The following is a 13,498-nucleotide window of genomic DNA, read 5'->3' on the forward strand; positions in this document are numbered from 1 at the left end:
AGGCTCGCTTCGTCGACGTCGTTCCCGCACGGCGCGTCGCCGGCCTGCGCACAGGGGCCCGGGCCGCCCCCAACGGCTCGGGCCAGGCGTTTCGCCGCCCGGGCCCCCGGATACCCGGGGACCTGCGCTTGCCGTGTGAGTGCCGAGCCGCAAGCATCAGCTTCGGCCAGGCCACGACGCTGCGGACCCGTCCAGGACCGCGGCGTGACCTGCTCCCGACGGATCTTCCTCACGTCATGCCTGAGTCACACGAACCCCCGCAGGAACCACAGGAACCACAGGAACCACAGGAACCCTACGGGCCGCGCGAACCGCACGATCCTGTGCGGCCGTCGCACCCCGACCCCACGCCGCCGAACCCCGGTCCAGGACCTGGTCCGCCCGCCCCGGAACCGGGCCCCGCCCCGGGGCCCGCGCCTCCGCCTGGGCCGGACCCGGTGCCGCCGAAGCCACCGCCGCCGGGTCCCGACCCGGTGCCGCCGCATCCGCAACCGCCCACTCCCGGGCCCGAACCCGGCCCGGCCCCCGACCCGGTGCCTCCCCTCCAGCCGCAGCCCGACACCGGCCGGTCCGGGACCGCCCGACCCAGCGCAGGCGGTCCCCGCACCGGCGGATCCGTCCGCGACGTGGCGCCGAAGTCGTCGCGTCGGTCCCGGCCGGAGGGGGACGAAGGATCGGAGGGGCACGAAGGAAATGAGGGACCTTTGCGGTGAACTTTTCACTCCGTGCGCACATCCAACTCTGTGAACGACGCAAGAAGCGCCCTGCACAGAACAGAGATGGGACGGACCGCATGACTGAGCACAGCACCAGCACCGCACGGGGGCGCGTGGCCAGGCGCGTCGCGGGGGCGGGCCTGGCACTCCTCGCGACCGCGGGTGTCGGGATCGCCGGGGCCGGATCGGCGCAGGCGGCGGAGGCGCGGAGCACCACACCGACCTGCACCACCTCGGGGCTGACCGCCTCGTTCGGGCAGAAGCTGGGTGGCGGGATGAACCACGAGGGGGTGGTTCTCAAGCTGACGAACACCAGCGGTCACGACTGCGCGCTGCGCGGATACGCCGGACTGGGCCTGGAGGACTCCGAGCACCGGACGCTGAGCTCCACCGCGGAGTGGGGCAGCACCTGGTACGCGCAGGACCCCGGCAAGGAGACGCTCACGCTCGACGACGGCGAGAGCGCGGAGGCCGTCGTGTCGTGGACGCACGCCAACACCGGTACCTCCGAGGCCCGTCACGCCTCCTACCTCCAGGTCACACCGCCCGCCAATACGGCTCACAAGACGCTGGAGCTCCCGGCGTGGGTGGACAACGGCCGCCTCCAGGTGACGGCGTTCTCGCCGCACGCCGAACTCAACGGCTGACGCGGGGCGGGCCCGGCGAGGCCCGCCGGTAGACGAAGAGGGCGCACCCGGACGGGTGCGCCCTCTTCGGCGTTCCCGGATGACCTGTCCGGGAGGTGTGAAGAAGCCGTCCCGACAGCCACGGGGGAAGCTGCCGGGACGGCTCCTCACACCCTACGGGTCCTCCGTGGTGGTGGGCATCCCGTGGACACAACCCGGCCATGCTCTGGGCACAGGAGGACCCTGCGCGGGCATGCCAGCCCCGCGGCACCCCACGAGCCGCAGAGAGCACAGAAGTCACAAGGACCACAGGCATCACTTCTCACACAGAAGTCACACCGATGTATTGACGTCCATTCACTGGACCCTCAGCATGAATACATTCATGCAGTACGGCGAAGGGAAGGTGCGACGTAATGGCCGGTGTGGTGGAGCGGCGCTCGATCGATGTCGTCCCGGATGCGGAGCGGTACGGCACGGCCTTCAGTCAGTTCACGCTCTGGCTGGGCGCCAACCTCCAGATCACCGCGGTCGTGACGGGCGCCCTCGCCGTCGTCTTCGGCGCGCAGGCGTTCTGGGCGATACTCGGCCTGCTGATCGGCAACCTGCTGGGCGGCGCGGTGATGGCGCTGCACTCCGCGCAGGGACCCCGGCTGGGACTGCCGCAGATGATCTCCAGCCGCGCCCAGTTCGGAGTCCGGGGCGCGGCGGTACCCCTCGCGCTCGTCATCGTGATGTACATCGGCTTCTTCGCCAGCGGCAGCGTCCTGGCGGGCCAGGCGGTCGGCGAGCTGACGCACCTCGGGGAGACCCCCGGCATCATCCTGTTCGCGGTCATCACCGCCGTGGCCGCCGCCGTCGGGTACCGGGTGATCCACGCGCTCGGCAGGATCGCGGGCCTGGTGTGCGCGATCACCTTCGTCTACCTGGGCATACGGCTGCTCCAGCGCGCCGAACTGACCGACCTGCTGGCCGACCGCACCTTCTCGTTCCCGCTCTTCCTGCTGGCCGTCTCTCTGGCGGCCTCCTGGCAGCTGGCCTTCGGCCCGTACGTCGCCGACTACTCGCGCTACCTGCCGCGTTCCACCTCGGCGCGGGCCACGTTCTGGTGGACGCTCGGCGGTTCGGCGCTGGGGTCGCAGTGGTCCATGACGTTCGGGGCGCTGGCCGCGGCGGCGGCCGGGTCCGGCTTCGTCGGCAACGAGGTGGGCTACGTGGTGGGGCTGGGTGGGGCCGGTGTGATCGTCTCGTTCCTGTACTTCGTCATCGCGCTGGGCAAGCTGACCATCAACGTCCTCAACACCTACGGCGGCTTCATGTCGGTGGTGACGGGCGTCAGCGGTTTCCGCGGCCAACAGCGGCTGGGGCCGCGCGCCCGGGCCTGCTACATCGCCGGAATCATGATCGCGGGCACGGTGGTGGCGCTGATCGGGAAGGACAGCTTCCTGACGTCCTTCAAGGACTTCCTGCTCTTCCTGCTCACCGCGTTCACGCCCTGGTCGGCCATCAACCTCGTCGACTACTACGTGATCGCCAAGGAGCGCTACGACCTGCCCGCGCTCAGCGATCCGCACGGCCGCTACGGCGCCTGGCGGTGGAAGGCCCTGGCCGTCTACGCCGTCGGGCTCGTCGCGCAGTTCCCCTTCCTCGCCACCCACTTCTACACCGGGCCGCTGGTGGAACCGCTGGGCGGTGCCGACATCTCCTGGCTCGTCGGCCTGGCCGTCCCCGCCGTCCTCTACTGGCTGGTGACCCGCAGGGACACCGGCCACATACCGGAGCGCACCATCCTGACCGTTCCCGCGCCGGCGACGGCCGACCGGCAGGAGACGACGCAACCGGCAGGGTGACGGCCGCGGGGTCCGGGCACAGCGCGGCCCGGGCCCGGCGCCGGTCACGGCCGCCCGGCACGGTCACGGCATTCCCTCCCGTTCACCGTTACGGTTTAACCTTCAACCAGTACGGCGCCGCAGCCCACCCGACGCCCCCGGGCGCCGGCTCCGCGGCGGCCGTACGGACGACACCGAGGGAATGGGAGACACCACCGTGAGCACCCCGACGAAGCTCGCCGTCATCTACTACTCGGCCACCGGCACCATCGCCGAGATCGCCAAGGAGATCGCGCGCACGGCGGAGCAGGCCGGCGCCGAGGTCCGGCTGCGCCGAGCCGCCGAGCTCGCCCCGCAGGAGGCCATCGACTCCAACCCGGCGTGGGCCGCGAACGCCGCCGCCACCGCCGACACACCTCTCGCCACCCCGGACGACATGGTCTGGGCCGACGCCGTGATCTTCGGCACGCCGACCCGCTACGGCAACGTCGCCTCGCAGCTGAAGCAGTTCATCGACACGCTCGGCGGCCTGTGGGCCGAGGGCAAGCTGGCCGACAAGGTCTACAGCGGCTTCACCTCGTCCGCCACCAGCCACGGCGGCCAGGAGTCCACCCTGCTGGCCCTCTACAACACGGTGCACCACTTCGGCGGCATCCTCGTCGCCCCCGGTTACACGGACCCGGCCAAGTTCGGCGACGGCAACCCCTACGGCACCTCCCACGTCGACGCGCAGGGCAACAACCCGGTCGACGACACCACGCGTACCGCCGCCCGCATCCAGGCCGAGCGCGTCGTGAAGGTCGCCACCGCCCTGAACTCCGGCGGCGTCACCAACTGACCTTCCGGCACCGCCCGCCACCACGGGCGCCGACCCGTGGTGGGGGCCCGAAGCGGCTGTTCCGGGCCCCCACCGTACGGGGCCCGGAACAGCCGCTTCGGGGCGGTGGCCCCTCGGCGCGTCCCGCCTCCACCGCCCGGTGCGCTCAGGCGTCGACAGCCGCGGGTTCGGCGGCGGCCGGAGTCGGCGAGACGTCGGACCCGCTGCGGCGAGCGGCCGGGATCGCGGCGGCGACGGCCGCGGCGACCAGCGCGACACCGCACCCGATCAGCAGCCCGGTGCGGAACCCGCTCTCCGAGGTGAAGGTGTAGCCGCCCTTGGTGAGGGTCATCTGGGCGAGGACGACGCCGACCACTGCGGCGCCGATCGACGTACCGAGAGAGCGCATGAGGGTGTTGAACCCGTTGGCGGCCGCCGTCTCGGACTGCGGGACCGAGCCCATGATCAGGGCCGGCATCGATCCGTAGGCCAGCCCGACCCCGCTGTTGACCACGATCATGACGACCATCAGCCCCCAGGCCGTGCCCATCAGCGGAAGCGACAGTCCGTAGCCGAGGGCGATGACCAGGACGCCGCTGATCAGCGTCGTCTTGGGGCCGCGGGCGTTGGTGAGCATGCCGCCGAGCGGCGAGACGAGCATCATCATGATGCCGCCGGGTGCCATCCACAGACCGGCGGCGAGCATCGACTGCCCCAGCCCGTACCCGGTGGCCTCGGGGAACTGCAGGAGCTGGGGGATGACCAGCATGCTCGCGTACATGCCGAAGCCGACGAAGATCGAGGCGACGTTGGTGAACAGCACGCGCGGGCGGGCGGTGGTGCGCAGGTCGATCAGCGGGTCGTGCGTGCGCACCTCCCAGACGCCCCAGCCGACGAGGACCACGGCCGCGGCGGCGAACAGTCCCAGCGTGGTGCCGGAGGTCCAGCCCCAGTCGCCGCCCTTGGAGACGGCCAGCAGCAGGCAGACGAGGCCGACGGCGAGCCCGAGTGCCCCGGGGCCGTCGAACCGCTGCCCCCTGGCGGCGGCGGGCACCTCGGGGATGAAGAACCAGAGCAGGACGCCGACGAGCGCCGCCATGCCCGCGGCGCCCCAGAACAGGACGCGCCAGTCGGCGTACTGCGCGATCGCGGCGGCGATCGGCAGGCCCAGGCCACCGCCGATCCCCATGGAGGCGCTGACCAGGGCGATGGAGGAGCTGAGCTTCTCCTGGGGGACCACGTCGCGCAGCAGGGCGATGCCCAGCGGCACCATGCCCATGCCCATCCCCTGGAGGCACCGGCCGACGATCATCGGCACCACCGTCGACGACAGGGCGCACACCACGGAGCCGGCCATCAGCGGCACGGCGCACACCAGCAGCATGCGGCGCTTGCCGACCATGTCACCGAGGCGGCCGAAGACGGGCACGCAGACGGCGCCCACCACCAGCGTGGCCGTGATCACCCAGGCGGCGTTCGACGCGCTGGTGTCGAGAATCTTCGGCAGCTCCGCGATCAGCGGGGTGACCAGCGTCTGCATGATCGCTGCCGTGATGCCCGCGAACGCGAGCGTGGCAACCACGCCGCCCGCGCGGGCTGAGGGCTTGGTGGCCTCCATGCCGGAACTCCTCGATGTCTGACCGAACATTGGTATGCATCGTACATGCAATATGGCCCATGCATTCCCTGTGTCCCATACACAGTTATGAGAGAATGCCGTCGGGCAGCCGACGCCGCCGGGCGCCCATGGCTCGCAGGGAAAGCAGGAGGCAGCACGGCACATGAGCAACCGCAGCCACGAAGTCGAGTACGAACAGATGCTGTTGAGCCGCCACGGGCTGTGGCAGCACAAGGGTGGCCGCGGCAAGGACGGGCCCATGGAGCGGAGCGCCTACATCCTGCTCAGCCGGATCCGCGTCCAGGGTCCGATGTCCATCGGTGAACTCAGCGACGCCTTCGGTCTCGACGCCTCCACGCTCAACCGCCAGACGGCGGCGGCGATGCGTTCAGGACTGGTCGAGCGGATCCCCGACCCGGCGGGCGGCATGGCACGCAAGTTCCAGATCACCGACATGGGCGCCCGCATGCTCGACGAGAAGCGGGACTACTTCGTGCAGGCCCTCGACAAGGTGATGGCCGACTGGTCGGACGACGACATCGCCCACTTCGCCTCCTACCTCAGGCGTTTCAACAGCGACATCGAACGCATCGAGGGCCGCCCATGGCCCCGCCCCGGGACCGACGGCCCCTGAGACCGGGACGGCGCCCCACCCGGCGAGCAGCGCCCCACAAGCCCGCCTGAACGGTGGCGCACCTGCCGGTGCGGCGGGTCAGTCCCGAGGGGCGGAAGGGCGCAGGGGGAGCAGCGGAAGCGCCGAGAGCAGCACGGCGCCCGACAGGCCCACGGCGTTGAGGATCTGGTCACTGGTGCCGTACACGTGCAAATGCTGCGCGTGGTAGATCAGGTGCAGCACGTTGAAGACCAGCCACACCACCGCGGTGATCCGGACGAAGGCGTCGTCCCGGGCGCGGAGTCCGGCGGCGCCCGCCAGCAGGCCGAGGGCCAGCAGCAGCGCGCCGGTGTCCTTGGCGAGATGCGGGTTGTAGGGGCCGAGCGGCGGCAGCCACGTGCGGCCGAAGCCGGGGAAGTTCTCGTACCAGTTCTCCGGCGCGAAGTAGGCCCACGCGCCGGTGGACAGGGCGGATACGGCCAGCAGGCCGAGCACGGCACAGCGGAGTTTCACGTTCATGCCCCTACGACCGGCCGCCGCCCCCTGAATGTGACACGTCGGGTGGATGCCCGGGCGGCGGAGCGGACCACTCGTGAGCGTGCCCACGGTCCGGGCGTGCGGCTCCCCCCCTGTGCCCGATCGGGCCGTGACGATGACCGAATCGATGCCCGAAGCGGGGCGAGATGGCGGCTGCCGAGGTTCCGGTGGCGTGCCGGTGCCCGTTCTCCTCCGTACGGTGTTGGCCCGCGACCGTTCCCCCACCTGTCCGGTCACACAGCAATCGATGTTCCGTACGATCGGTGTCCTCCGCACGGTGCGTCCCTTTCGTACGGACCGTGAAGCCGCAGTGCGCGCCTCGACCCGGCAGTGCTGCCCACGGTTCGCGCAGGGGGGCGGACCGGCCTCGCCGGGCATCCGGGGCGTCAGTCATCAAGCAAAGGACCGCGGAACGAAGATGCAGCTGTCTCCCACGTCCAGGCCCGTCGACTCGCGCGGGGAGCAACTGGCGGCGTTGCGGAGAACTCTGTTCACCGGCCGGGAGGCCGAACTGCGCGTCTTGCGCACTCTGATGTCCGAGGACCGGCGCGGCTGCTTCGTGGTGTGGCTGCACGGCACGGCGGGCGTCGGAAAGACCGCGCTGCTCCAGCGCTTCGGGGACGAGGCCCGAGGGCACGGCCGCACCTGCCGCACGGTCGACATGCGCTTCACCGAGCCCACCCCCGAGGCGTTCTCGGCGGCTCTCGAAGCACAGGGCCCGCCGGGCGGCACGGGGGTGCTGCTGGTGGACTCGGCCGAACTGCTGGGCCCGCTCGAACAGTGGCTGCGCCGGGTCTTCCTGCCGAGCATGCCCGCGGACGCGCTGCTCGTCCTCGCCGGCCGTACTCCGCCCGCCGCCGAGTGGCGTACCGACGCGCAGTGGTGGCACGCGCTGCGCAGTCTGCACCTGCCGGGCCTGGACGACGGTGAGGCCGCGGTGATGCTGCGCAAGAGGCAGGTGGCGGAAGCGGACATACCCGTCGCCGTGCGTTCCGCGCACGGGCTGCCGCTCGCCCTGACGCTGATCGCCGATAAGAGGGTCCGCGGCGCCGGGACCGAGGAACCGCGCCCGCACTGGGAGCTGCGCCACTCCCCCGATCTGGTGCGCGAACTGCTGCGCCTGCTCCTGCGCGAGACGCCCTCGCTGGCGCAGACGGACGCGCTCTACGTCCTCGCACTGGCCAGGATCACCACCGAGGAACTGGTGCGGCACGGGCTGGAGACGTCGGCCCAGGAGGCGCGGCAACTGTGCACCTGGCTGCGGGGGCTCTCGTTCGTGCGGAGCACCGCGGAGGGGCTCGTCCCCCACGGGCTGGCGCGTGACGCGCTGCTGGCCGACCTGCGCTGGCGGGGCACCGAGAAGTACGAGCGGCTGCTGGGACAGGTGCACCGGCACCTCGCACACCGGCTGTCCCAGCGGACGGGCGACCGCTGGGCGAACGGTGCCGACCTGGCGTACGTGGGACGGCACAACCGCGTCCTGCGCGACGCCTTCGACTGGCGGGGCGCGCACCGCCTGGTGCCGCGCCCCGCACGCCGGGACGACCTGAAGACCGTCCTGGCCGGCGTCGCGGAGAAGCACGGCGATCAGGCGGCGCTCCTTGCCGAGCAGTGGTGGACCCGTCAGCCGTCCGCCTTCACCGTCTTCGAAGACGCCCGGCGGGAGGTCGTGGACTGGCTGATCGCCCCCTGTCTGGAGGCCGGTACCCCCGCGATGCCCGAGGACCCGGTCGCGCTGGCGGCCCTGGAGCAGGTCACCGCCTGGGCGCCGCTGCGCCGCTCCGAACGGCTGCTCGTGACCCGCTGGAGCTCCGGTGCGCACGGGGCGTCGCCCGCCGTCGCCTTCGGTCTGACGACACTGTGGGCGACCACACCGGGCCTCGCGGTCAGCTGGACCGCCACCGTCGGAGAACCGGCGCCCCTGCCGTCCGTCCTCGCGCTGTACGGACACCAGCCGGCCGACGCCGTCCTCGACGCCGACGGACGGCGGGTGACCCCGTTCGTGCACGACTGGCGTCTTGTTCCCTTCGGCCGGTGGAGCCACACCCTGCCGACGAGGCTGCTGACGGACGAGCCGCCGGCCGCTCGGGCACCCGCCGCCGCGGCCGGACCGCCGATGCCGTGGCCGGACTTCGCCGACGCCGTCAAGCAGGCCTACCGCAGCGTGCGGGACACCCGGCGGCTGGCCGAGAACGCGCTGCTGGACACCCGGCTGGTCCCGCCCGGGAGCGGCGCCTCGGCACTTCGCGAGGTGCTGACCGAGACGGTCGCGCGGTTGCGCTCCAGCCCGGGCCAGCAGCAGTTGGGCACCGTTCTCGACCTCACCTACCTCAGCGGTCCCCGCAGTCAGCAGGCCGCCGCGAGCCGTGCGGCCCTCTCGTTCAGCACCTACAGGCGCCGGCTGTCGACCGCGCTGACGAAGGCCGCGGAACTGCTGCGCGAGCGCGAACTGTACGGACAGCACGGGGAGTGAAGCGGCGCGGACGCCAAGGGCGCCACTCGCGGGGCGTGTGTCATGTGCCGCGCGGGGCGCGGGGCGCAGGGCGCGCCGGCGGGAGTCACTTGCCGCGTGCGTGGCGGAAGCGGTCCAGGCCGTCACCGAGGTCGACGAGGCGCTCGGGGTAGCCCAGGGCGGCGAACTGCTCCTCGCCGAGCTTCCACGGCTCGTGCACGTACCGCTTGGGCACGTCGGCCAGTTCGGGCACCCACCGCCGTACGTAACGGCCCTCGGGGTCGTACTTCTTCCCCTGGGTGGTCGGGTTGAGCACCCGGTTGGGGCGGGTGTCGGTACCGGTGCCGGCCATCCACTGCCAGTTCATCTGGTTGTTGGCGATGTCGCCGTCCACCAGGTGGTCGAGGAAGTGGCGGGCTCCCACGCGCCAGTCCACGTACAGGGTCTTGGCCAGGAAGCTGCCGACGAGGAGACGCCCCCGGTTGTGCATCCAGCCCTCGTGCCGCAGCTGCCTCATGGCGGCGTCGACCACGGGGTAGCCGGTGCGTCCCCGGCGCCACGCCTCGGCCTCTCTGCGTGCCTGCTCGCCGGTGCGCCAGCGGTCGTGGTGCGTACGGTAGTCGTCCCGCGAGGTGCGCGGCCGCGCGGCGAGGACCTGGTGGTGGAAGTCCCGCCAGGCCAGCTGCCGTACGAAGGCCTCGGCGCCGGGTCCGCCCTGCCGGCGGGCGCGGGCCACCAGTTCGGCCGGTGAGAGGGTGCCGAAGTGCAGGTGGGGCGAGAGGCGCGAGGTGGCGTCGGCGGCCAGGTCGTCGTGGCGGTCCTCGTAGGCGTCGATGCCGGAGCGGAGCCAGTGCGCGAAGCGCTTGCGGCCCGCGCTCTCCCCGCCCTCCGGCACCCCGGGGGAGACCCCCTTCGTCCGCGTGCGGGAAGGCACCTTCTCGGACGTGACGCCCTCGACGGCGCGGATCCGCCGGGGCGCTCCCAGCGGGTCGCGCCGATGGGTGTCCTCCCAGCGGCGGAAGTAGGGCGTGAAGACGGCCATGTGGTCCTTGCCCGACGGGGTGATCTCGCCGGGGGCGACGGCCGTGACGACCCGGTCGTGTACGCACAGCCGCCGCCCGGCGGACTCCAGCGCGGCACGGAGCCGCTCCTCGCGGCGGGCGGCGAAGCCGCTGACGTCCGCGGCGACGTGCACCTCGGCGGCGTCGGCCTCGTGCGCGACCCGGCAGACCTGTTCGACGACCTCCCCGGTACGCACGATCAGCCGCGCCCCGCGCTCCCGCAGCCCGTGGTCGAGGTCGGTGAGGCAGTCGGCGAGGAAGGCCATCCTGTTGGGTGCGGCGTAGCCCGCGGCGTCGATGCCGGTGTCGCGTACGAAGAGGGGAACGACGCTGTCGGCCGTCTTGGCAGCGGCGCGGAGCGGTGGGTTGTCGCGGAGCCGTAGGTCACGGGTGAAGAGCGCGACGGCGGCGGTCATGGGGCTGCTCCAGCATCGGTGACGGCGCCGGTGGGGGCGGCCCGAGGTGCGGCCACCGCCGGTGCGGGCGCGGGTGGTCCAGCATCCCGCCACGCGCACCCGGGACGGGCGGATACGCCCGCTCCGGCGTGTCGGCACAGCCGCCTCTGCACTGGGTGCGCGTTCCCGCGCTCCGTCCCGGCGCCGGGACGGAGCGCGGGAACGCCGGTCAGCCGCCGTTCGTGTAGCGCGCGAAACCGTCGATGAGTCCCTGGCGGCTGGGGTTGTTGAACTCGCGTACGGAGAAGTCCCGCATCAGCGACGTCTCGGTGGGCCGGTAGAGGCCTTTCTCGTAGTAGCCGGCGCCTTCGAACGTGCCGGTCTGCCCGCCCGCCGGATCGTCCTTTCCGAGCCAGGTGTGCCACTTGGTCTGCCGCTGCGCCATCTCCTGCGCGCTGTAGGTACTGATGTTGACGTCCTCCGGCTCGGGCCCCTGGTAGGTCCCGGACTCCCCGTAGCCGTACTCGTCGGCGAGCCTGCCGATGGAGTGCGCCATCTCGTGGACGGCGATGAGCCCGGAGGCCGAGTTGTCCGAGGAGAGGGTGGAGACCCCGTCGAAGGGATAGCCGGTCAGCCTGTTGTACCCGGCGCCGCCGTACTTGGCGGAGTTGGCGACGACCATGACGATGTCGGCCGCGGGCGCCTGCGCGGCGTACGTGTTGACCTTGTCCAGGTCCGCGCACAGCAGCCGTTCCAGCCCGTCGCACCAGAAGTACGAGCCGAGGGCGGTGTCCCGCCGCACGTCCTGTGAGGGGTCGCCGGAGACGCCGGACTCGTTCGAGACGGCGTCCACGGTCCACACGTTCATCTTGTCGGTGTTGCTGCCGTACGGCTCCACGGCGGTGACCTCGGCCCACTGGGCCTCGGCGTCCGCGTGGAAGTCGGCGAGCTGGTCGGCGGTGTAGCCGTCACCGACGAGAACCAGGTCGAGCCGTTCCGCGCTCGGCCCGGTCCGCCGCAGCGCGGAGACGCGTCCGTCGGCCGCACTCTCCTCGGCGCCGAGAGCGGTGTGCGGGGCGACGGCGTCCTCGGGGGTGGCGGTGGGCACGCCGGTCCGGTGCCCTGTGGGGCCTGAGGGCCGAAAGGACTCCACCGTCTGGCTGTCGGCGACGTGGGCGGGCCGCGCCGTTCCCCGGGTCTGGGGAGAAGGCGGCTCGGCGTGGGCGCTCGCGGTGACCGCCGCTGCGGACAGCACGGCGGTTGCGGCGGCCAGGGCGGTGAACCGGCGTATGCGGGTGCGCGCGGCGGCTCGTACGCGTCTGGGCATGGCTGCTCCAGGGAGTGGGGGGCTGCGCGGCAGAGTTGATAAGCCGCTTGGTAAACGTGCTTAACTGGCCGCTCAACGTAGAACGTTGGGCAGTGCCCGACAAGACTCCGTGCCCGCACCGCGCCCGCGGAACGGGCGGGGTCCGGCGAGGAGTGGGGACATACCGTGGCCGAACGGTCCGAGACGGTGGGCGAGCGCGTGTACCGGCTGCGCACCCAGCGGGGCATGACGCAGCGCCAGGTGGCGGCCCCGGCCTACACCGCCGCCTACGTCTCCACCGTGGAGGCGGGCAAGGTCCGCCCCTCTCAGAAGGCGCTGCACCACCTGGCCGACCGGCTGGGCGTGGACAGCCGGGAACTGCTCACAGGACAGCCCGCTCACCTGGCCACCGGCCTGCGGCTCGGCCTCACCGGCGCCCAGCACACCCTCGCCACCGGAGACACCGCCGAGGCGGCCCGCGCGTTCGCCGGTCTGCTGGCCGAGGCCGAGGAGTACGAACTGACCGAGGAGAGCGCCGCCGCCCAGCTCGGGCTCGGCGAGTGCGCCCTGGAGTCCGGTGACCTCGCGCAGGCGCACACGTCCTTCGAGGCGGCCGAACGGCTCCTCTCCGAGGCGGCACCGGCCCGGCGCGCCCCCGCGGTGCGCGGACGGGCCGTCGCCCACCTGCTGGCCGGCGAACTGCGCTACTCCTGCTACCTGCTGGAGAACGCCCTGGACGAGTTGAACAACTCGGGACACCACGATCCGGACGCGCTGCTCCTGCTCTACACGGCGGCCATCGCCCCGTACCTCGACATGGGCGCGCACGCGCGGGCGGCGCACGCGGCAGAGCAGGCGCTGTCACTGGCGCCGTCGGCCACCGACAGCGCGCGTGTCGCCGCCATGCACCGCTCGGTGGCCCGCACGCTCCTGGCGGAGAACCGCATCCCCGAGGCCGACGCCTCCCTCGCCAAGGCCGCCGAGCTCTACCGCGGGCTGCGTCTGCGCACGGAGCTGGCCCACTGCCACTGGATGCGCGGTTACGTGCACGCGCAAAGCGGCGGTCTGGAAGCGGCCGAACGGGAGATGCGCACCGCGCGCGAGATGCTCACCGCCAAGCGGGCGACGCTCTACGCGGAACAGGTCGAGGTGGAACTGGCCGACGTCGTACGGCGCCGGGGCAGGACGGGCGAGGCCAGGGAACTCCTGCGCGGCGTACTGGCCACGGCGGGCCAGGAGCGTGCGGCCGTGCACGCAGGAGCGGCGCACCGGCTGCTGGGGCTGATCGCCCAGGAGGCCGGAGAGCTGGAGGAGGCGGAGGAGCACTACGTGTCGGCGCTGTCGCTGCTGGAGCGGGCCGGAGCCGCCGGCGACCTGGCCGACGTGTGCCGCCTGCTGGGTGACCTCCTGCGCCGCGCGGGCAGGCCGGAGGCGGCCATGGACGCCTACCGCACCGGCCTCGGACCGCGCATGACCCGGGGCGTCACCACCCTCGGTCCGGCCCCCGCCGCACCGCCCGCGTAGGCGC

At 72.3% G+C, this 13,498-nt stretch carries 10 protein-coding genes; 6 read left to right on the plus strand and 4 right to left on the minus strand.

The window, feature by feature from the left end; all coding sequences use genetic code 11:
• Nucleotides 1-793 precede the first annotated feature (793 nt).
• The 3 genes from DTL70_RS14375 to wrbA all read left to right on the plus strand — a co-directional run bounded on the left by DTL70_RS14375 (nucleotide 794) and on the right by wrbA (nucleotide 4,009).
• Nucleotides 794-1,363, plus strand: a complete 570-nt coding sequence (locus DTL70_RS14375; protein ID WP_114022317.1) for a DUF4232 domain-containing protein — start codon at nucleotides 794-796, stop codon at nucleotides 1,361-1,363.
• Nucleotides 1,364-1,758: 395 nt separating this feature from the next.
• Nucleotides 1,759-3,192: a purine-cytosine permease family protein gene (locus DTL70_RS14380; protein WP_114022318.1), complete on the plus strand. Its 1,434-nt coding sequence runs from the start codon at nucleotides 1,759-1,761 to the stop codon at nucleotides 3,190-3,192.
• Nucleotides 3,193-3,388: 196 nt separating this feature from the next.
• Complete coding sequence (gene wrbA, locus DTL70_RS14385; RefSeq protein ID WP_114022568.1) at nucleotides 3,389-4,009, plus strand: NAD(P)H:quinone oxidoreductase; 621 nt, start codon at nucleotides 3,389-3,391, stop codon at nucleotides 4,007-4,009.
• Nucleotides 4,010-4,154: 145 nt separating this feature from the next.
• Here the strand turns inward: wrbA and DTL70_RS14390 are convergent, their stop codons facing one another.
• Nucleotides 4,155-5,606 (minus strand): MFS transporter, encoded by a 1,452-nt coding sequence (locus DTL70_RS14390; protein ID WP_114022319.1) that lies wholly within the window; start codon nucleotides 5,604-5,606, stop codon nucleotides 4,155-4,157.
• A 163-nt stretch (nucleotides 5,607-5,769) separates the two neighbouring features.
• Between DTL70_RS14390 and DTL70_RS14395 the strand changes: the two genes are divergently transcribed.
• The gene (locus tag DTL70_RS14395) at nucleotides 5,770-6,240 is read left to right on the plus strand and encodes a MarR family winged helix-turn-helix transcriptional regulator (RefSeq protein ID WP_114022320.1); all 471 of its coding nucleotides are present in this window, start codon (nucleotides 5,770-5,772) and stop codon (nucleotides 6,238-6,240) included.
• Between the two features lie 78 nt (nucleotides 6,241-6,318).
• Here DTL70_RS14395 and DTL70_RS14400 read toward each other — a convergent pair whose 3' ends face one another.
• Nucleotides 6,319-6,738, minus strand: coding sequence for a hypothetical protein (locus tag DTL70_RS14400; protein ID WP_114022321.1), 420 nt, complete (start codon nucleotides 6,736-6,738; stop codon nucleotides 6,319-6,321).
• Nucleotides 6,739-7,174: 436 nt separating this feature from the next.
• Here DTL70_RS14400 and DTL70_RS14405 point away from each other — a divergent pair, with 436 nt between their 5' ends.
• The gene (locus DTL70_RS14405) at nucleotides 7,175-9,229 is read left to right on the plus strand and encodes an ATP-binding protein (RefSeq protein ID WP_114022322.1); all 2,055 of its coding nucleotides are present in this window, start codon (nucleotides 7,175-7,177) and stop codon (nucleotides 9,227-9,229) included.
• Between the two features lie 85 nt (nucleotides 9,230-9,314).
• On the opposite strand, the gene DTL70_RS14410 is transcribed toward DTL70_RS14405, so the two are convergent.
• Both DTL70_RS14410 and DTL70_RS14415 read right to left on the minus strand, forming a co-directional pair.
• Entirely contained in the window at nucleotides 9,315-10,685 is a 1,371-nt protein-coding gene (locus DTL70_RS14410) for a cryptochrome/photolyase family protein (protein ID WP_114022323.1), read from the minus strand.
• 208 nt (nucleotides 10,686-10,893) lie between these two features.
• The gene (locus DTL70_RS14415; protein ID WP_114022324.1) at nucleotides 10,894-11,991 is read right to left on the minus strand and encodes a M64 family metallopeptidase; all 1,098 of its coding nucleotides are present in this window, start codon (nucleotides 11,989-11,991) and stop codon (nucleotides 10,894-10,896) included.
• 165 nt (nucleotides 11,992-12,156) lie between these two features.
• On the opposite strand from DTL70_RS14415, the gene DTL70_RS14420 reads away from it, so the two are divergent.
• A complete protein-coding gene (locus tag DTL70_RS14420; RefSeq protein ID WP_114022325.1) occupies nucleotides 12,157-13,494 on the plus strand; it encodes a helix-turn-helix domain-containing protein in 1,338 nt (445 codons plus the stop codon).
• The last annotated feature ends 4 nt before the right edge of the window (nucleotides 13,495-13,498 follow it).

The sequence above is a fragment of the Streptomyces diacarni genome (assembly GCF_003323715.1).
GTDB lineage: Bacteria > Actinomycetota > Actinomycetes > Streptomycetales > Streptomycetaceae > Streptomyces > Streptomyces diacarni.